Source organism: Vibrio sp. 10N.261.55.C5 (genome assembly GCF_041470505.1).
Lineage (GTDB): Bacteria > Pseudomonadota > Gammaproteobacteria > Enterobacterales > Vibrionaceae > Vibrio > Vibrio crassostreae_C.
This window is the reverse complement of record NZ_JBFRMS010000011.1, coordinates 205,249-223,827: the sequence shown is the minus strand read 5'-3', so window position 1 is coordinate 223,827 and position 18,579 is coordinate 205,249. Positions and strand designations below refer to the sequence as shown.

Below are 18,579 nucleotides of genomic sequence, written 5' to 3'. Positions count from 1 at the left end.
GAAACAGACATTAAAAAGGCCTAGTCACACGACTAGGCCTTTGTGTATCCAACTAATTAATACACCTGAATACACACCTGGTTCTTACCTGCAGCCTTTGCCTTATAGAGCTGCTCATCAGACGAACGAATACTCTGGTTTTCCCACAAGTGCCCTACGCTGTCGAACTTATACAAAGAGTAAAGCGTCGCGCCACCAGACACTGAGATACTAATCTTGTCACCCGTAGGGCATCGATAACTCTGTAGGCTAATGTCGTTTTGAATTCGCTCAAAGATCGATGAAAGCAACTCAGAAGATTCACCCGTGAGCGCGACAACAAACTCTTCGCCACCAAACCGTGCCACGATATCTTGCTGTCTAACGCTATTCAGCATCACCTGAGCAACATGGCAAATCACCTCGTCCCCCACTTTATGGCCATGCTGATCATTAACGACTTTGAAATCATCAATATCAAACACGCCAACACCAATAATCGGATCCTCATCCAGCGCCAGCAATCGAGCTTCAAAGCCACGTCGATTCAGTAAGCCCGTTAGTGGGTCGCGCATTGCAAGATCATTTAGACGCTGGTGCTCTTGTCTTGTATAGAAGCGCCATAGCCATAAAACCGAGAGCAAGTACAAAACCAACAGTATCGAAAGCTGAATCTTCTCCATCTCTAAGACATGCAGAAAGTGCTCGCTCTTATCTTCTTCAATACTCAGATATAGCTGGGTGTCAATGTCATCAACGTACAGAGGCTTGGAATACGTAAAATCCATAAACCCGTATTTGTTTGCGCCTCGAGTACTTGTGACTTTATAGCCATGGGTAGGGTTCGATACTAGGTTCGAGACATAACCATCGACACCCAATACCCCTTTAAACTCACCATTAACGTAGATTCCTTTGGTTAAGGTCACCACTTTCTGACCTGTTAAGTAATCATCATATTGGCCGGTATACACCACTTGGTCTTGCCCTTGAGCTAAGCCAAAGCGAATCGTGTTCACCCAATAAGGCCTGCTATTCACAACCGAATCAAAGGTGTCGCCCTTAATGTAACTGGCAAAATCAGAAGGCGAAGAGATAATGAATTTCTCTTTTGAAATGAAATAAATCGCAGAGATGGTATCAATGGTATTGGCAAAATAAGCCATGGTCGGCGCGATGAACAGGCGCTTACCCGCTTCGGTATAAAGGTCCGATTCCGGGTTGCACATCTCGCGAGGGCCAGAGAACATAAAATCAAAACGAGGGGCATGTTGCTCCTCACTGGTGAAGTAACACGTCTCACCCTCGATCTTTTTGTCATGCGAGAATACGTAGGTATCCCCATGCAGTGGATAAAGCGCAGTGATGTTGTACTCAAGCGCATTTATGATCTGTGTGAGCTCCGCTAAAGAGCGTGTTACGCCTTGGTTTTCCATTCCATACTGTTTATCTGATTCTTCCGCTGAATCAACGAGCAACAAGCTCAAAACTACTAAAAAACTGGCGGTCAGGCCTAAGAAAGCCTTTTTAAAATCGACGGTATGGTGGTTAATCAAAGCATATAAATCATCATTGGGAATTTATCGCACATTGTACTCATAAGTAAAAATACTGCAATAGAATATATAAAACAATATGCTTATCTATTTTGGAGGGGCGTTTGGATATCTATAAGAAAATGTTGAGTTGCAATAACGCCTAAGTCAGATGCACTTAGGCGTTATGAATCACTATAGTAACACTAAGCCTTACTTAGCAAAGTTTACAATCGGGAAGCACGGGAAGAAACCGTTGTCAGCACAGTTGATCAGACCAACTTGTACGCCTTCGATTTTGTTGGTTTTGTTGAAGATACCAACCTGAACCGTAGACACTTCTGAAAGGTTCGCTGCACCAACATCAACCATAGTGTTACCTTCTGAGTAGTTTACAAAACTCACGTTCGCGCCTTTCACATCATTAGTAATGTTCACAGCACCCAGGTTAACACCGGTTGTTTTACCCGTATTCCAGTTGAAGAAACCCAGAGATGCACCGGTCATTTCTTGGTTCACTTTTGATGCACCAAAAATACCAAGGTTCACACCTGTGGTCGTTTGCGTCTCAGACATACCAACAACGGCAAGATCGACACCTTTAAGGTCGTTTACTTGTCCGTGAAGCAGAGCCAAACGCACACCGCCAACCGCATCTGAATCAGGTGCGTTGAAACCGTTAATCGTTGAAAACATAACAGGCGAAGAAGCAAATGCTGCCGGTGCCATTACTGCTGCCGACACAGCAAGTACTGAAAGTAGTTTTTTCATTGGGGAGTCTCCACTGACTTATTGTTAACTTGATTAATCCATTTTTAATCAAGCATTTATTGTCCTTTATTCAACAGCTACCCATGTTAAATCAATGTAATAACTGTACTGTTGAATATAAGCCGCTAAATCATAAAGAGCAATGGTTAAGAGCAGATGCGGGATTCGAGTGAACGAGATGCGAAAAGCAAAAAAAACAGAGACCGAAACCTCCGCTCTAACGCTTATTATTCCAAACAAAAATCTAGGCGAGAAAATCAACATGTTTCACAAGCTTATAGCCCACACACTTATTGCCGCATCTAAAGCGATGTCATCCTAAAAAATTTATTGATAAAAGCTCAACAGACCTCAGGTATTCAAAAACTAATGTTCGTAAAATTCTGAAAATAAACTAAATTCTAATATAGGAATAGAACGATATGAAACAGCGGGAATAGCATGATTAAGGAACCTACGAATAAACAGACCATTAAAGCGATTATTTCGCGTGGTTTTTTGGCTATCGTGTTATTTTTAGGCCTCTATATCTATGTTAGCCATGCTCTGAAGAACAAAGAGCAGGACATGATTAATCTCCAGCTCAGTCTTTCTGAAGCTTATAGCGTTATGCTCTCTGTCAGACGACAAGAGCAGCAGTTTGTTTCCACAAGGCAACCAGAGATTCAAGAACAACTCAATATAAAGCGAAGTCAGCTGATCGAAAAGCTGGCTGAGATCGATGGGAAAATCGTACGAAGCGACCTCAATATTTCTTTTAATTATGCCAAAGTTGTCGAGTATCTCGACGAGTACCACACCGCCTTTACATTATTAGCCCTTGAGTTAGTCAGCATACATGGCAAGAGGGACCAAATTGGGCTCATTGAGAAACTAAAAAATGCAGCGTTGACACTTGAGCGCTTCGTACATGAATCCAATAATGTGCAGCTTGAAGAATTGACTTTAGAAACACAAGATCTCATGTATCAGTTCTTTACCGATTTTGATCAGACAACATTAGATAAGATTGTCGATTCATTGTTCAAAATCCAAGATGAAATAGAACAGAATTCCCGAACGATCAGTGCATTAGCTTCGTTTAATAATTTTAAACGCCACTTTTGGCGATTGCAGCGAGGGTTAAAGAGTGTCGGGTACAGCTCTGATAGCGGCCTCAAAGGAGAACTCACCAGCAGTATTTATCATGTTGAAGATGAGCTCAACTTACTTTTCACCGAAACACCCAAGCAGATCGCAGAGAGCCTGACGCAGATAAAGTCGTACAGCTACTTATCGACAGCCGCATTAGGAGGGGTGACGTTACTGGTGCTGCTTTATGTTGTGTGGCGTGCCAGTCAACTTGAAACTCAATTGATTGTTTCACAAGAGAAAGCACGACAAGCAAACCGTGCAAAAAGTGCCTTTCTTGCCAATATGTCTCATGAGATACGGACACCGCTTAATGGCGTGATTGGTATGTCAGAAATACTGGCAGAAACCAAACTATCCGCAGAACAGAAAGACTGCCTTGGGACTATCTATACCTCTTCTCAAACCTTACTTATGTTGATCAACGATGTTCTCGATCTGTCCAAAATTGAATCGGGTAAACTGGAAATTAATCCACATACGACAGACTTAAGAGAGCTGCTGTTTGATAGCGTGACTCTGATTTCTTCTAAAGCTTATCAAAAGCAGATTAAGTTGGAAGTTGAAATTGATGGCGAGCTCCCAGAGTACATTCATGTTGATGGGAATAAAATTCGCCAAGTGTTGATGAATTTAGCCTCAAATGCGATCAAATTTACAGAACAAGGCTCTATCGTATTCACCGCTAAACGGCTTCCATCATTGGAAACAGAGTGTGTGGTCGAGTTTTCTGTTCGAGATACGGGTATTGGTATCGCAGCAGACCAACAAGAGCACATTTTCAAAGCGTTTTGCCAAGAAGATACCAACATCACCTCCAATATTGCGGGGACCGGATTAGGGCTTAGTATTTCGTCACGTATGGTGGAAATGATGGGAGGCTCGATAAACGTTGAGTCAGAGAAGGACGTGGGCAGTTGCTTTCATTTCCAATTAACCGTAGTGCCATCAGATCATTCTGAACATAAAAATCGTAAACAAACCGTTGTCTATTATTCAGATGCGCCATCGAAACTTTTACTCGATGACTTGTTCCGCCTTGGTTACTCACCACAACTAAAATCAATCGAAACAAACTTGGCGGCAACTGACCTCCCAGAGATCGCTTTGATGGAAGATATTAACCAAGCCAAAACACTGCATCGCTTAGCACCAGAGGTGAAAATCATCATAGTGAAAGATAATCTTAGTGATCCTATGAGTGAGTGTCATTTTATCTCAGGCTATGTGACTCTTCCTATGCTCGGTTCCCGCTTAAGTAGCATGTTGAACTCCGTGCTTGAAAGGTCACAGCCACAACCCCCTCAACATCAACCTGAGCCGATAGAAGCGACTGTACGTCAAAAAGTCCTCATAGTTGAAGATAACCGCGTAAATCAGAAGGTGGTATGTATCAATTTAGATAAGTTAGGGATTGACTATTTGATTGCCAATGATGGACAAGAAGCGATTGATTTATATCGAGAGCATCATCAAGACATCGGCCTTGTTTTGATGGACTGCATGATGCCGAATGTAGATGGCTTTGAGGCAACAGAGCGAATCAGGCGCTATGAAGAAAACCTGCAACTTCAGGCAACACATATCCTCGCTTTAACGGCATCCGTGCTCGATGATGATATTAAACGTTGCTTCGAGTGTGGAATGAACGATTATCTTCCAAAACCATTTAAGCGTGACATGATGCTGCAAAAAATTGATGAACAACAGTTTACGCACAAGGCAGGCTGACCAAGGAGCTTTGGAAAAAAGAGTGATGGTGAAGCTGAGATACAGATACGGGATGCGAATAAATAAGACTTTAAGAGCAAAAAAAACGGAGACCGAAGTCTCCGTTTTCTAAAGCTTATGTGTGACTTTCTCTGCTATAGAGAAAGGGGGATGATGTAGGGTAGCAGCGACGCATTACTGCGACACCGCCCCCTAAGAACCGTACGTGCGAGTTTCCCCGCATACGGCTCAAGCCTTTATAAGCACCTACCTAAGTAAATGCCAGCAACTCAAACATGTAATTGCCTATGACAATTAATATGCAACATCATAAGATTTTCGCTATTGTCCGAACCACCATCGACTCGTCGAATGATATGGTGAACATCCCATTCATCTTCAGAGGCAAACTGCCGGTGGCATACCGCACACTGGAAACCCTGCCTTTCGGCAATCTTCCAAAGCTTCATGTTACCTGATAAAGATTTCTTCAATCTTCTGATCGTCAAACTTTCAAAATATTGCTCATCTTCTGGTAAGTAACAATTCGCTAATGCCTTAATCTTTACATGCTTGTCGATTTTCACTCTCGATGCGTAAAGCAAACGGTAGTAGCCATCTTCCTCTTTTGGTCTTGGTGCACTGAATACCCAACTCCTATCCCCTACTGACTTAAAGTATTTATCTTTAATCCAGCGTTTTCGGCGATTAGAATGGATACGTCGACACCAACGCCAAAGCATCTTCCAGATTCGGTAATCTACATACTTGAATGTCTCACTAGCACAGATCCAACGATGGTAATTACACCACCCTCTGATCATCGGGTTCAACTTGGCAATGATTGCACTCGCTGGAGCCGTTTTGTGACTATCGAGATAATCTTTTATGTTTTTCAAAAAGACTTTCACATTCTTTTTCGCAGGCTTGATTAACATCTTGCCTTTGTATTTCCGAACGTTCTGCCCTAGGAAATCAAACCCATTCTCTATATGTGTGATTAATGTTTTTTCCTTCGACAGTTCTAACCCACGATCCGCCATAAAGGCTTCAACTATTGGCAGTACTTCTTGCTCTAACAACTCTTTCGAGATGCCAGTGATGACGAAGTCGTCAGCATATCGCACATAGTTAACCTTAGTTTTATAACTAGCTTTGGTGTTTTTCTTCCCGAAATGAGATTCCAGCACCGCATCTAGCCCGTCTAAAGCCATATTCGCAAGTACAGGAGAAATAATTCCTCCTTGCGGTGTACCTGCTTCTGTTGGATTCCAACTTCCAGATTCCATAAATCCGGATTTAAGCCACTTCTTGAGTATCACTTTATCCATAGGGATATTAGCGATTAACCAATCGTGACTAATGAAATCAAAACACCCTTTAATATCCCCCTCTAATACCCATTGGGCACTACTCTTGCGACTGAGGTTTACGAAACATTGTTCAATAGCATCAGCACAATTGCGGTGAGGACGAAATCCATAGCTATGTCTGTCCGCTTTGGTTTCCGATACAGGTTCTAGCGCTAACAGGTGCAGTGCCTGCATTGCTCTATCACGCATGGTCGGTATTCCTAGCGGACGTTCTTTACCATTAGATTTAGGAATGTAAACCCTCCTTAACGGCATTGGCTTGTAGCCTTTACTCGTTAGAGATTGAATAGCATCCCATTTCAAAGTTGGTGTATTCCAAAGTACTTTGTCGACACCTGATGTTTTCTTTCCACGGTTTTCGGTTACCCGTTTTACCGCTATCGCTTTGGCAGAAAAAGAGCGTATTAACATGCGCTGTAGCTTTTTAATTTGCCTGTTATCGCCGTGTTTAGTTGCCTTCGCAATCCGTACTTGTAGCTTCTTTACTCTTTGATGGCATAGCTTCCAATTAATGGTTTGCCAGCTATCGTTCGAGTATGAGAATGCAGGTAGACACTGTGCCTTACTCATCTTGCTTTCCTCATGGTGGATCCCCCATGTGGAGTGAAGATAGATCTCCCCTAAGGGTGAAGTATCATTCACCCTTAGGGGGACAAGTATCAACCAGCGAACGAAGTTCGCTAGTCATCCTTCGGCTTTACAAGCCTTCTTACGATTAAAGACCTAATGGAAGTCTGCACTCTTTCAAGTTGAGGCAAAGTCTGAACCTCTATCTTGGCGATTACAGCCAAGCATTCGCTTTATCCATCGCTCCCATACCCACTCATCCAACAGCTCCCCTTACGGGTTACCTGCCTCGAGGGCGAATAATTGGGCTTACCAAGTTCCTGTATTTGTACAATTAGTTACTTAGGTTCTACCTATTCAACGGTGGCACAACAGTAGCGTAATCCCAGATGTAAAAGGAATAACCTGTCCACATACCTTTTGGTCAGAGCGCCTTGCAGTAATCAACCTAGATTGATTGCTACAAACAAAGACATTTCGCTCGTCGCGGCTGACGTTGTTTATCAGTAGTTCACATACGTTAACCTTATAACCAAGCCTAGCCTCTCAATCGGTCGTCATTACCGATATCTGTATTATTTGCTCGCGCAAACGACACACCTTTTCAGGGAGTACATTGTCAGGAAGCTTCGCACCAATCCGTTACCAGATTCGCACTATCCCTAGGCTACTACTTGCTACAAAGTAGGTCTTATCACTCAAACTGTTGTTGAGAGTAAGACAATACAAACACAAGCTTCAGTCAATTGACTGTTGAAGCACCTCTTCTTGTTCTGTCAGTGAGGAGTACTCACTTTCAGCTAAGAAGCCGAGAGCTGCAGTTTATGAGGGCATGCCAAACCATTGGCATGTCGGTCCCATGTCTTTCCTTTTTAAAGGCAGTTTCCTGCGCGTTGGTGCCAAAGATTATTACTTTGAATGCACATCGGCATAGTTAACTAAGAGGCAGCACGCTGCCTCTGACATATTTCCGTTTCGAAGACCCTTTCGGGTATGGAGGTTGGGTGAGAGGAACTCTAGGCAGAGCGTTATCATTACATCCTCGGAGTTGATAACTAGGGCGGTTATATCCAACGATATTTCCGCCCACCTCAGTACATTATCCTAAGGAACAGTCAATGCGACCCTTGTCGCACTACATCATGCCACCCATACCGCCCATGCCACCCATATCAGGCATTGCAGGGCCAGAATCTTGTGGCTTATCAGTGATCATCGCTTCTGTTGTGATCATAAGACCAGCAACTGACGCTGCGAACTGAAGTGCAGAGCGAGTTACCTTAGTTGGATCTAGGATACCCATTGCAATCATGTCGCCGTATTCGCCAGTCGCCGCGTTGTAACCGTAGTTACCTTCGCCAGCACGAACGTTGTTAGCAACAACAGATTCTTCATCACCTGCGTTCTTAGTGATTTGACGGATAGGCGCTTCCATTGCACGTAGTGCAACACGGATACCGACGTTTTGCTCTTCGTTGTCGCCTTCAAGGCCAGCAACTTTAGATGCAGCGCGGATAAGTGCAACACCACCACCAGCAACCACACCTTCTTCAACGGCAGCGCGAGTTGCGTGAAGTGCATCTTCAACGCGGTCTTTCTTCTCTTTCATCTCAACTTCAGTTGCAGCGCCCACTTTGATTACTGCAACACCGCCAGCTAGCTTAGCTACGCGCTCTTGAAGTTTCTCTTTGTCGTAGTCAGACGTTGCATCTTCGATTTGTTGACGGATTTGAGAAACACGACCTTGGATCATTGTTTCTTCGCCCGCGCCATCGATGATGGTTGAGTTTTCTTTAGTGATAGTTACACGCTTAGCTTGACCTAGGTCTTCTAGCGTTACTTTCTCTAGGTCTAGGCCGATCTCTTCAGAGATAACCGTACCGCCAGTTAGGATAGCGATGTCTTGCAGCATAGACTTACGACGGTCACCGAAACCAGGCGCTTTAACAGCAGCCACTTTAACGATGCCACGCATGTTGTTCACAACTAGAGTTGCAAGCGCTTCGCCTTCTACATCTTCAGCGATGATAAGAAGTGGACGAGATGCCTTAGCAACCGCTTCTAGAGTCGGAAGAAGTTCACGGATGTTCGAAACTTTCTTGTCGATAAGAAGAATGAATGGGCTTTCTAGATCAACAGAACCCGCTTCTTGGTTGTTGATGAAGTAAGGAGATAGGTAACCACGGTCGAACTGCATACCTTCAACTACGTCTAGCTCGTCTTGTAGAGCCTGACCTTCTTCAACCGTGATTACGCCATCACGACCTACTTTTTCCATCGCTTCAGCAATGATGTTACCTACTGTCGAATCAGAGTTCGCAGAGATAGTACCTACTTGCGCGATAGCTTTTGTATCTGCACATGGAACAGAAAGGCCTTTTAGCTCTTCAACTGCAGCGATAACTGCTTTGTCGATACCGCGCTTAAGATCCATTGGATTCATGCCAGCAGCAACGGCTTTTAAGCCTTCAGTGATGATTGCTTGAGCAAGAACTGTTGCTGTAGTCGTACCGTCGCCCGCCGCGTCATTCGCTTGCGAAGCCACTTCTTTAACCATTTGCGCGCCCATGTTTTGGAACTTGTCTTCAAGTTCGATTTCACGTGCAACTGAAACACCATCTTTAGTGATCGTTGGTGCGCCAAATGATTTGTCTAGAACAACGTTACGGCCTTTAGGACCTAGCGTTACTTTTACTGCGTCAGCCAGAACGTTTACACCTTCTAGCATTTTAATACGTGCGTCATTACCAAATTTAACGTCTTTAGCAGCCATCTTAATTTCCTTTCAAATTCTTTGTTTCGGGGCGTCTCAGCGTTATCGCGTCATTCTGAACAGTGAGGGACGAACGTGATTCAGAATCTACTCAAATCGCACTCTGTTTAGATTCCAGATAATTCGTTCCTCATTTCTGGAATGACGATATGAATCATCCAATACTGGCTCTGATAACTTTTACTGAGAGTTAAATGAAAAATAGATTACTCGACGATCGCCATGATGTCGTTTTCAGACATAATCAGAACTTCTTTGCCGTCGATTTTTTCAGTTTTCGTGCCGTAACCTTCAGCAAAGATAACGGTATCGCCAACTTTTACGTCCAACGGTTGCACTGAACCGTTTTCTAGAATGCGGCCTTTGCCGACAGCTAGAATGATACCGCGAGTCGATTTTTCTGCGGCAGAACCAGTTAGAACGATGCCACCAGCAGATTTAGATTCAACTTCTTGGCGCTCAACGATAACTCGGTCATGTAGAGGACGGATATTCATCGGTCTTATCTCCTGATAATTTCCATTTAAATTTTGATAGTTGCCACGATTAGCGTGGGTCAAACAATATGTTGGGGGCGATGTGAAAGATCCCAAGGGGGGAACGAAAAAATTGTGAGCTAAAGTGCAGATTCTCACCCCTCATCTTTCCCTGCTTTTCGTTTACTCGTATCCCGCATCTGTTTATCCTACGCTTTTGGTTTCTATCGGCGTTTTGCATGCAAGATAAGCACGGGCTATTAACTGCCCCAATTGAGAGTACATTGCGTACCATGACCATACCGACCATATTCGGTATGGTGGCGATCTTGATGTTTAACCTCGTCGATACTTTCTTCATCTCATTGCTTGGCACCCAAGCCTTAGCCGCGGTGAGTTTTACCTTTCCAGTCACCTTTGCGATTAACTGCATCACCATGGGGATTGGTATTGGCTTATCGACATGTATCGGTCGATTGCTTGGCCAAGGCAGCGCACAAAATGCAGCACGCTTTACCTGTCATGGCTTATTGCTGGCTCTGCTTCTGGTCGGCTGCGCGTCTACATTAGGCATTATCGCCTTAGAACCTATGTTTACCCTGTTAGGGGCAAAGCAAGAGTTGCTGCCGCTGATATCGGAATACATGTCGGTGTGGTATCTCGCGATCCCATTGTTGGTCATCCCTATGGCAGGCAACAGCGCGATTCGAGCGACCGGTGATACGAAAACACCCGCCAAGATCATGCTACTGGCTGGGCTTATCAATGGCGTTTTAGATCCGCTACTCATCTTCGGGTATGGGCCTTTTCCTGAACTGGGGATTCAAGGCGCTGCGATTGCCAGTGGTTTCAGTTGGTTTGGTGCTTTGTGTGGCTCACTCTACGTATTGATGGTGCGAGAAAAACTGCTTGCGCCGCCTAAGCTGACAAACATCGTCAGTGACTGGCGACAGATCTTAAAAATAGGCACCCCAGCGGCTTTGTCTAACGCTCTGAACCCACTTGCCGGCGCTATCATCATGATGATGCTGGCCAAACAAGGGACTGAAGCCGTGGCGGCGTATGGCGCAGCGCAACGTATCGAGTCCATTCTTATCATTGTGTTGATGTCTCTTACTTCGGCGCTTACGCCTTTCATGGCGCAGAACTTTGGCGCAAACAACCCACAACGCAGTTTTAAGGCACTGTTTCTGAGTATGCGTTTTGCTGTGATGTTCCAAGGTTTGATTTTCTTAATGATGGTGCCGTTGAGCATTCCTTTGGCTGCCCTGTTCTCTCAAGAAGAATCCGTCCGAGGCATTTTGTGGCATTACTTGTTGGTCGTCCCCTTTAGCTATGGATTCCAAGGTATTGTGATGATGCTGATCAGTGGAATGAATGCCATGCATCAACCACTCAAAGCCTTTCAATGGAGCTTCATGCGTTTGTTTGTGTTTACCTTGCCCTTTGCGTGGATAGGCAGCCAAATTGATGGTGTCGAAGGGTTGTTTATTGGTTTAGCCTTGGGGAACATCATGGGTGGTATTTCAGGGTATTGCTTTGCACTTCGTGTGAGGGCTAAAGCAGATGCGGGATACGAAGAGGGATAGTACAAACCAAAAACTGAAAGACAAACGCTGACTACGCAGCGCTTAGTCCATCTTCGTTATATTTATGTCGCTAGAGCAAAGTTGATCGTATTTACCTTCGCTAGATTAACGTTCTGTTTTGCTTGCCACAGATCATAGTGATCCTGCATTGTTAACCAACTCTCCGGGGTTCTACCCAGTGACTTAGAAAGACGTAAAGCCATTTCAGGAGAAACTGCACTTTGGCCTTTAAGAACACGATTCAGCGTAGAAGGGGATACATCAAGCTGCTTTGCAACAAAACGACAGCTATAACCAAACGGTTCCATATATAGGTCATAAATAAACTCACCTGGGTGAGGAGGGTTGTGCATACTCATTAGTGATAATCCTCATAATTTAAAATATAGGCATTACCATCAATAAATTCGAAAGTAATACGCCAATTACCATTTACTGTGATTGACCAAATACCATCTCTATCCCCTTTTAATGGGTGAAGCTTAAAGCCAGGTAGATCAACATCATCAATAATGGTTGCAGTATCTATAGCTGCCAACTGCATCCTAAGCTTACGCTCATGCTTAGCTTGAATACCGGCTTTACTGCCAGTCTCAAAAAACTTTTTGAGACCTTTATGCTTGAATGTTTTAATCATACAGAGAGTGTAGCGTGTTGCGCATCATGAATCAAATTTCAAGCAGCTTAAGAGCAGATGCGAGATTCGGGTAAACGGGATGCGAAGAGCCTCAAAAACAGATACGAGATTCGAAGAGCTTGAGAGCAGAAAAAGACTAAAAGAAGGAAGATGACATGGAAGACACCACTTACAAAATGCTTTATGACGCACCAATTGGCAAGATGATCATTGTGAGCAATGGTGTGTCGATTATTGAAATTGACCATATAAATCATGAAGAACTCATTACTAACAATCCAGATGACCTTTGCCAACTGGCAGCGAAACAGTTAGATGAGTACTTCGCAGGTCAACGAATAGAATTCGATTTGCCATTAAGAGCGATAAAAGGCACTGAGTTTCAAAAAGTAGCTTGGCAGGCTTTAACAACCATTCCTTATGGCGAAACCATCAGTTACGGTGAACAAGCAAAGAGAATGGACAACCCAAAAGCAGTAAGAGCTGTGGGTGGTGCAAATGGCAAGAACCCATTTAGTATTGTTGTACCTTGCCATCGAGTCATCGGCGCAAATGGCACATTAACCGGCTACACCGGCGGCATGAACCGCAAAGAGTGGTTACTGGATTTTGAGCGTTCGGTTGTAGATAGAACGCAATAAGCCTTACCTCGCTAGATCAATAATATAAAGTTTCACCATCAAGAAGCGCCATTATCACCAGACAACATATAGTCTATATTTAAAATTTCATACAAAGAGGTGATGGTAATGTCCACTGATACGATTGAATCTTATGAAGATCGAAAGCGTAGAGATGGAGCTATAGCGCTAATGAAACTATTATCGTTTTCTATTGATGATAAAAAACATGGCCGAGTCAATTCAGGTACTCAGATTCGAGATAAACTGGCAAAACGTAAACAATCGGTTCAAGAATCAACATCACCGTTACGCTGATAATAATACGTTCGGTTACTTTAGTTTAATCCCATAAGTGTCAATATGGGCAAGTAACTCGCTTGATGTAATTCTATGCTTAACGAGCAAGTCAACCTTGAATGGAAGCGACGACTGTTCTAAACGATCTTGCAAGCCTGCGACGACACTTAACGAAATCCCATGCCCCTCGATAACAATATCGATGTCGGAGTTATCTTTATAAGTTCCAAGGGCTCTAGAACCGAATACCCAGGCATGAATGACTGAGACATGGTTCAAAACAATATCCTCAATCAGCTGATACTGATGAGGCTTAAGGCCGACCGAGTCTGGTTTACCCAAATAACTATCGATCACATTTAACCTCTTGTTCGCATTGACCCTCTTGATCACATTTAAGCTTTAAATAGAGTGTGACTTGCCCTATCACTGGTGAAAATGACTCTAAGATCAGTGACTGAGCTTCACGGACATTTTCCTCATCATAGGTGTGGGACAATAAATTTCGTTTTATGAGTGCTTCAAGCATAATCTCACACTGCTCCGAAGACAGGTGCTTAGCTTCTAAGGCCGTACGAAAAACGCTCCTCGGCGAAGCCACATCAAACCCTTCAAACTCAAGTAAGTCTTTAAGGGTCTTCCATGTCAGTTCGAAAGAAAATTCAAAAGTTTGTACTAACCCAGCGAGCTCTAACTCATTGTAGCTATCTTGTGAGCACGCTCTCTCAAGCCTTTGCTGCGCTTTCATTAAGTTTTGCAGTCGTTGCTTCCAACGGTCTGGGTTTGAGTTCATATAAACAGCCTAAATATAAGGTAAAAGACAAGTATAGTATGAGCCTTAAGCTACCTAATCATTCAAGAAATGTCACTCTTTCGATATTCATCAAGACTGTTCTTTTCGTCTTTTGTTTAAGGTCGTGCCCTTATGTTCTCCCCTGCATGTTTTTCTTACCCAATACCTGTCCTTAAGCTCTTCGCTACTCGTTTACCCGTATCTCACATCACGCATCCGTTCTTAAGCTCTTCTCATCTCGCTTACTCGTATCTCACATCTATAAAAAAGCCCGCACTTTGAAGTGCGGGCTTTCAAAATCGTTAAAGCTCAACGTGAGCCGCTGAGCCAAACAACTATTTAACTACTGACTATTTAACGATCACATCGCCTGACATCTCAGCCGGAATTGCGATACCAGACAGAGAAAGCATCGTTGGTGCTAAGTCAGACAGTTTACCGCCCTCTTTGAACTCAACGTCTTTGTTACCTACATAGATAAGTGGAACAGGTAGGTTAGTGTGCGCTGTGTGGATGCCGCCCGTTTCTGGGTTAACCATCATTTCTGCGTTACCGTGGTCCGCTGTGATAAGCAGTTGGCCGTCCGCTTCTTTGATTGCTTCAACCACTTTACCAAGACATTCGTCTAGCGACTCTACCGCTTTAACTGCTGCATCGTAAACGCCAGTGTGGCCAACCATGTCACAGTTAGGGAAGTTACAAACGATAGCGTCGTATTTGCCGCCTTTGATTGCGGCAACAAGCTTTTCAGTTAGCTCTGGTGCGCTCATTTCTGGCTGTAGGTCGTAAGTTGCTACTTTTGGAGAAGCAACAAGTTGACGCTCTTCACCTTCGAACTCGTCTTCGATACCGCCATTGAAGAAGAAAGTAACGTGCGCGTATTTCTCTGTTTCAGAGATACGTAGCTGCGTTTTACCTTCCTTCGATAGCCATTCACCGTAAGTGTTCTCTAGAGAAGCCGGTGGGAATGCACATAGAAGCGGGATGTCTGCTGCGTATTGAGTCAGCATCACGAAATCGATCGCTGGGAACACGTTACGAGCAAAACCATCGAAATCAGGAACGAATGCACGTGTAATTTCACGAGCACGGTCGGCACGGTAGTTCATGAAGATAACTGCATCGCCATCTACGATAGCGGCAGACTCTTCGCCTTCTGCTTTGATTTCAGTCGCTTTTACAAACTCATCGTTTTCATCACGAGCGTAAGCCGCTTCTAGGCCAGCAACCGCTGTGTCGAATGTGAATTCTGCTTTTGCTTGAGTCAGCAGGTCGTAAGACTCTTGAACGCGATCCCAGTTGTTATCACGGTCCATTGCGTAGTAACGACCAATAAGCGAAGCCACACGGCCTTTGCCTAGCTTAGCGAATAGCTCTTGGAAACGTGCAAGTGTATTTTCAGCGCTACGTGGCGGCGTATCACGGCCGTCTAGGAATGCATGCAGGTAGATTTTCTCTGCGCCACGCTCTGCTGCCATTTCAACAGCCGCGTAGATGTGATCTTCATGAGAGTGAACGCCACCTGGAGACATAAGGCCCATGATGTGAACCGCTTTCTCAGCTTTCACCGCTTTATCGATAGCGTTCACTAGCGTTTCAGTTTGGCCGAACTCACCATCTGAAATTGACTTAGTAATACGAGTAAGATCTTGGTATACCACGCGACCCGCACCAATGTTGGTGTGACCTACTTCAGAGTTACCCATTTGGCCATCAGGTAGGCCTACATCTAAGCCAGAAGCCGAGATTAGCGTGTTAGGTTGGTTAGCAATAAGACCGTCTAATACTGGTGTATTAGCGTTCGCGATAGCGTTGTCTTGGTTGTCTTCACGGTAACCGTAACCGTCAAGGATCACTAGAGCCATTGGCTTCTTAGCTGACATAGGACTGACCTCGTTCAATTCAAAATAAATCGGTATAAAAACAAATTAGCGTAATTTTACTACAGTTTACAGTCAAAACTGTAGCGGAAGATCAAGAAAGGGCGCAGGTAGGATGATCGAATGTGAAAAAAAGCGTCATTTTGTGTTTAAGGCACCTACAAAGCTTAAGCAATAATACTAGCCAAAACATCGTAGCCACCATTCTTAATCAACGTTCAATTACATACTAAAACCAAATGTCACATTCAAAATGCACAGAACAAAACATACTCAACCAGGTGTACATATTGATAGTTTTAGCGTAAGATACACGCAAATAAACTCCTACAAAAAATTGGCTAGAGTTCATCATGTTATTAGAGCTATCATTTGTTGGCTTCTTCTCCTTTTCCTCACTCTTTTTGATGAGAAAAGTGGCAAAATCCATTGGCTTAGTGGATAAACCGAATGAGAGAAAGTTACACACTGGTGCGATCCCATTGGTAGGTGGTATAGCGATCAGCTTAACCATTGGCCAATTCATCGTTACCCATCCAGACGTCATCCCGCATAGCCCACTCTTTTTAGCTTCTGTTATTGCTCTTATTATTATCGGGGCGCTTGATGACAAATTCGACATTAGCTTCAAAATACGACTGGTGGTGCAAGCAATTCTCTCCATCGGCATGATGTATTTCGCCGACATTCGATTAGATAACATTGGTAACCTGTTTGGTACTGGCGACCTGCATTTAGGCTTCCTGAGCCCTGTAGTAACCATACTCGCAGTGATTGGCGCGATTAACGCGTTCAATATGGTCGACGGCATTGATGGATTGTTAGGTGGGCTTGCTATTGTAACTTTTGGCGGTATCGCCGTTTTACTTCAAGTCGACAGCCAACATGGCTTAGCGTATTTATGCGTGGTGTTCATTGTCGCAACCATTCCTTATATCTTAATGAACTTAGGCATTCTTGGGCGAGAGCGTAAGGTCTTTATGGGCGACGCTGGCAGCATGATGATTGGCTTTACTGTGATTTGGTTACTGCTGGGCGCAAGCCAAGATCCATCAGAAGCTATGATGCGACCGATTACTGCACTGTGGTTAATTGCTGTTCCGCTGATGGACATGGCTGCCATCATGTTCAGACGCGTACGCCGCGGTGACTCCCCTTTCAAGCCCGACCGTGAACACCTACACCACATCTTCCAACGCCTTGGTTTTACATCGCGTCAAACGCTCGCCATCATTTGTGCTATCGCAAGTAGCTTCGCTGGCTTCGGTATCTACGGAGAGTTCCTAGAAATTGCTGAATCGACCATGTTCATCCTGTTTATGATTTGTTTTGCTTCATACACTGTAGCTATGAGCTATGTTTGGCGCATCACCAGCTGGATTAGAAGTTTGCGTAACCTTCCAGAAAAAGTCTACTAGTGATTAACAGTGTATTAATAGTTTAGTTTCCAGAAAGCACGTTCAATGAACGAGCTTTCAAATCAAAACTTCTTAAGCAAAACGTAAAAAGGGCCCAACCTCATATTGAGATTGGGCCCTTTTTCTGTGTTTATTTTGGTTTAAGCGATTGTGATTTAACTCTGAAGCACGTCACGATGACGAAGAACACACTAAGCTCTGGCACTTGGAAGTATTCATCTCATAGGCCCAACGTTGAATAAACTAATAGCAACAAGCAAATCAAAACTAAAGACCCGCGTGGAGTAAAACTTGCGCCGTTAAGCCGCTATGCTAATCTCATTTTGTTAGGTGGTTACTCGGCCCTCAGGTAACCTTCAGTGAAAATCGAGCGTTGGTGATAGGCGCTTACATCAAGAGGACAACATCATGTTAGCCCCAATTCTCAGTGCGTTGTTAATGACGATTCCCTTTATCGCGGTCAGTGATAAGGTTCCTTCTTGGCTCAATGTCACCGGCTGGACGTTGATCGTATTGATGCTGTTGCTAGGCTGGGCAACATTAAAAGCCGATAACATCATCGCTTGGTGTGAAAAGCAACGGGATAACGACCGCCCGACTCGTTAACACGAAGGCTTACCTTTTACTCACATTAACGTATCGAAAGCCGCCGCCTTAAAACGGCGCATTTTCGCTAGGGCTTGTCTTTCACGTCTTGTATTTTCTTCTCTTCAGCGGCATCGGGGCGTCTTGAACACACCTCTTCAAATTGATTTAACGTCGTTTCATCGATCGCGCCTGATTGGTGTAAATCATTGACGGTCTCACTCACTGTCTTCAATACATCGCTCATCTCATCCTCACTTTGATGCTCACAACCTTTGCTTTTGTCCTCTGAGCTTAACAGAAACGATACCAAAACGAACTCATAAGATCAGTCGCAACTGGCAAAGTGAATCAGCGCTTTTCAACGTTAAATAAACCTTAACTTAAAGACTCAAGTTTGCGACAGAACCGCGGATTCGCAAGAATACGGCGTTGATATGTG

17 protein-coding genes are annotated in these 18,579 nt (G+C 44.1%); 6 read left to right on the top strand and 11 right to left on the bottom strand.

The features are described 5' to 3' along the window. Positions 1-56: 56 nt before the first annotated feature. Together AB4263_RS04620 and AB4263_RS04615 are read right to left on the bottom strand one after the other, a co-directional pair. Positions 57-1,535 carry a diguanylate cyclase gene (locus AB4263_RS04620; protein ID WP_372097709.1) on the bottom strand — a complete coding sequence of 493 codons (1,479 nt, stop codon included), beginning with the start codon at positions 1,533-1,535 and terminating at the stop codon, positions 57-59. A 192-nt stretch (positions 1,536-1,727) separates the two neighbouring features. Next, entirely contained in the window at positions 1,728-2,285 is a 558-nt protein-coding gene (locus AB4263_RS04615) for a VC2662 family protein (RefSeq protein WP_017068001.1), read from the bottom strand. A 441-nt stretch (positions 2,286-2,726) separates the two neighbouring features. On the opposite strand from AB4263_RS04615, the gene AB4263_RS04610 reads away from it, so the two are divergent. Next, a complete protein-coding gene (locus AB4263_RS04610) occupies positions 2,727-5,147 on the top strand; it encodes an ATP-binding protein (RefSeq protein WP_136975773.1) in 2,421 nt (806 codons plus the stop codon). 269 nt (positions 5,148-5,416) lie between these two features. Here the strand turns inward: AB4263_RS04610 and ltrA are convergent, their stop codons facing one another. The 3 genes from ltrA to AB4263_RS04595 all read right to left on the bottom strand — a co-directional run bounded on the left by ltrA (position 5,417) and on the right by AB4263_RS04595 (position 10,336). Next, positions 5,417-7,069, bottom strand: a complete 1,653-nt coding sequence (ltrA, locus tag AB4263_RS04605; RefSeq protein ID WP_372097707.1) for a group II intron reverse transcriptase/maturase — start codon at positions 7,067-7,069, stop codon at positions 5,417-5,419. A gap of 1,132 nt (positions 7,070-8,201) precedes the next feature. After that, the gene (groL, locus tag AB4263_RS04600; RefSeq protein ID WP_371722035.1) at positions 8,202-9,839 is read right to left on the bottom strand and encodes a chaperonin GroEL; all 1,638 of its coding nucleotides are present in this window, start codon (positions 9,837-9,839) and stop codon (positions 8,202-8,204) included. Positions 9,840-10,045: 206 nt separating this feature from the next. Then, positions 10,046-10,336, bottom strand: a complete 291-nt coding sequence (locus tag AB4263_RS04595; protein ID WP_010433998.1) for a co-chaperone GroES — start codon at positions 10,334-10,336, stop codon at positions 10,046-10,048. 218 nt (positions 10,337-10,554) lie between these two features. Between AB4263_RS04595 and AB4263_RS04590 the strand changes: the two genes are divergently transcribed. Next, positions 10,555-11,904: an MATE family efflux transporter gene (locus AB4263_RS04590; protein ID WP_102320023.1), complete on the top strand. Its 1,350-nt coding sequence runs from the start codon at positions 10,555-10,557 to the stop codon at positions 11,902-11,904. Positions 11,905-11,966: 62 nt separating this feature from the next. Here AB4263_RS04590 and AB4263_RS04585 read toward each other — a convergent pair whose 3' ends face one another. Together AB4263_RS04585 and AB4263_RS04580 are read right to left on the bottom strand one after the other, a co-directional pair. Next, positions 11,967-12,263: a HigA family addiction module antitoxin gene (locus tag AB4263_RS04585; RefSeq protein ID WP_017067998.1), complete on the bottom strand. Its 297-nt coding sequence runs from the start codon at positions 12,261-12,263 to the stop codon at positions 11,967-11,969. Further along, complete coding sequence (locus AB4263_RS04580) at positions 12,263-12,541, bottom strand: type II toxin-antitoxin system RelE/ParE family toxin (protein ID WP_017067997.1); 279 nt, start codon at positions 12,539-12,541, stop codon at positions 12,263-12,265. Before AB4263_RS04580 ends, AB4263_RS04585 begins: the two co-directional genes overlap by 1 nt. A 155-nt stretch (positions 12,542-12,696) precedes the next feature. On the opposite strand from AB4263_RS04580, the gene AB4263_RS04575 reads away from it, so the two are divergent. After that, complete coding sequence (locus AB4263_RS04575) at positions 12,697-13,182, top strand: methylated-DNA--[protein]-cysteine S-methyltransferase (protein WP_372097704.1); 486 nt, start codon at positions 12,697-12,699, stop codon at positions 13,180-13,182. 171 nt (positions 13,183-13,353) lie between these two features. Beyond that, on the top strand, positions 13,354-13,479 hold the full coding sequence (locus tag AB4263_RS04570; protein ID WP_258183539.1) for a hypothetical protein: 126 nt from the start codon (positions 13,354-13,356) through the stop codon (positions 13,477-13,479). 15 nt (positions 13,480-13,494) lie between these two features. Here AB4263_RS04570 and AB4263_RS04565 read toward each other — a convergent pair whose 3' ends face one another. The 3 genes from AB4263_RS04565 to gpmM all read right to left on the bottom strand — a co-directional run bounded on the left by AB4263_RS04565 (position 13,495) and on the right by gpmM (position 16,137). Then, the gene (locus AB4263_RS04565; protein ID WP_102427676.1) at positions 13,495-13,818 is read right to left on the bottom strand and encodes a nucleotidyltransferase family protein; all 324 of its coding nucleotides are present in this window, start codon (positions 13,816-13,818) and stop codon (positions 13,495-13,497) included. After that, positions 13,808-14,254, bottom strand: a complete 447-nt coding sequence (locus tag AB4263_RS04560; RefSeq protein WP_372097702.1) for an HI0074 family nucleotidyltransferase substrate-binding subunit — start codon at positions 14,252-14,254, stop codon at positions 13,808-13,810. Before AB4263_RS04560 ends, AB4263_RS04565 begins: the two co-directional genes overlap by 11 nt. A gap of 350 nt (positions 14,255-14,604) precedes the next feature. Further along, the gene (gpmM, locus tag AB4263_RS04555) at positions 14,605-16,137 is read right to left on the bottom strand and encodes a 2,3-bisphosphoglycerate-independent phosphoglycerate mutase (protein ID WP_372097700.1); all 1,533 of its coding nucleotides are present in this window, start codon (positions 16,135-16,137) and stop codon (positions 14,605-14,607) included. Positions 16,138-16,487: 350 nt separating this feature from the next. Between gpmM and wecA the strand changes: the two genes are divergently transcribed. Both wecA and AB4263_RS04545 read left to right on the top strand, forming a co-directional pair. Then, on the top strand, positions 16,488-17,552 hold the full coding sequence (gene wecA / locus AB4263_RS04550) for a UDP-N-acetylglucosamine--undecaprenyl-phosphate N-acetylglucosaminephosphotransferase (protein ID WP_372051586.1): 1,065 nt from the start codon (positions 16,488-16,490) through the stop codon (positions 17,550-17,552). A gap of 408 nt (positions 17,553-17,960) precedes the next feature. Continuing rightward, entirely contained in the window at positions 17,961-18,158 is a 198-nt protein-coding gene (locus AB4263_RS04545) for a hypothetical protein (RefSeq protein ID WP_372097698.1), read from the top strand. Between the two features lie 67 nt (positions 18,159-18,225). On the opposite strand, the gene AB4263_RS04540 is transcribed toward AB4263_RS04545, so the two are convergent. Beyond that, complete coding sequence (locus AB4263_RS04540) at positions 18,226-18,384, bottom strand: hypothetical protein (RefSeq protein ID WP_170962346.1); 159 nt, start codon at positions 18,382-18,384, stop codon at positions 18,226-18,228. Between the last annotated feature and the right edge of the window lie 195 nt (positions 18,385-18,579).

Excerpts from the sequence above, each read along its gene's own strand:
- AB4263_RS04615 (WP_017068001.1), bottom strand. The coding sequence starts at position 2,285 with ATGAAAAAACTACTTTCAGTACTTGCTGTGTCGGCAGCAGTAATGGCA.
- AB4263_RS04610 (WP_136975773.1), top strand. The coding sequence starts at position 2,727 with ATGATTAAGGAACCTACGAATAAACAGACCATTAAAGCGATTATTTCG.
- ltrA (WP_372097707.1), bottom strand. The coding sequence starts at position 7,069 with ATGAGTAAGGCACAGTGTCTACCTGCATTCTCATACTCGAACGATAGC.
- groL (WP_371722035.1), bottom strand. The coding sequence starts at position 9,839 with ATGGCTGCTAAAGACGTTAAATTTGGTAATGACGCACGTATTAAAATG.
- AB4263_RS04595 (WP_010433998.1), bottom strand. The coding sequence starts at position 10,336 with ATGAATATCCGTCCTCTACATGACCGAGTTATCGTTGAGCGCCAAGAA.
- AB4263_RS04590 (WP_102320023.1), top strand. The coding sequence starts at position 10,555 with ATGCAAGATAAGCACGGGCTATTAACTGCCCCAATTGAGAGTACATTG.
- AB4263_RS04585 (WP_017067998.1), bottom strand. The coding sequence starts at position 12,263 with ATGAGTATGCACAACCCTCCTCACCCAGGTGAGTTTATTTATGACCTA.
- AB4263_RS04580 (WP_017067997.1), bottom strand. The coding sequence starts at position 12,541 with ATGATTAAAACATTCAAGCATAAAGGTCTCAAAAAGTTTTTTGAGACT.
- AB4263_RS04575 (WP_372097704.1), top strand. The coding sequence starts at position 12,697 with ATGGAAGACACCACTTACAAAATGCTTTATGACGCACCAATTGGCAAG.
- AB4263_RS04570 (WP_258183539.1), top strand. The coding sequence starts at position 13,354 with ATGAAACTATTATCGTTTTCTATTGATGATAAAAAACATGGCCGAGTC.
- AB4263_RS04560 (WP_372097702.1), bottom strand. The coding sequence starts at position 14,254 with ATGAACTCAAACCCAGACCGTTGGAAGCAACGACTGCAAAACTTAATG.
- gpmM (WP_372097700.1), bottom strand. The coding sequence starts at position 16,137 with ATGTCAGCTAAGAAGCCAATGGCTCTAGTGATCCTTGACGGTTACGGT.
- wecA (WP_372051586.1), top strand. The coding sequence starts at position 16,488 with ATGTTATTAGAGCTATCATTTGTTGGCTTCTTCTCCTTTTCCTCACTC.
- AB4263_RS04545 (WP_372097698.1), top strand. The coding sequence starts at position 17,961 with ATGTTAGCCCCAATTCTCAGTGCGTTGTTAATGACGATTCCCTTTATC.
- AB4263_RS04540 (WP_170962346.1), bottom strand. The coding sequence starts at position 18,384 with ATGAGCGATGTATTGAAGACAGTGAGTGAGACCGTCAATGATTTACAC.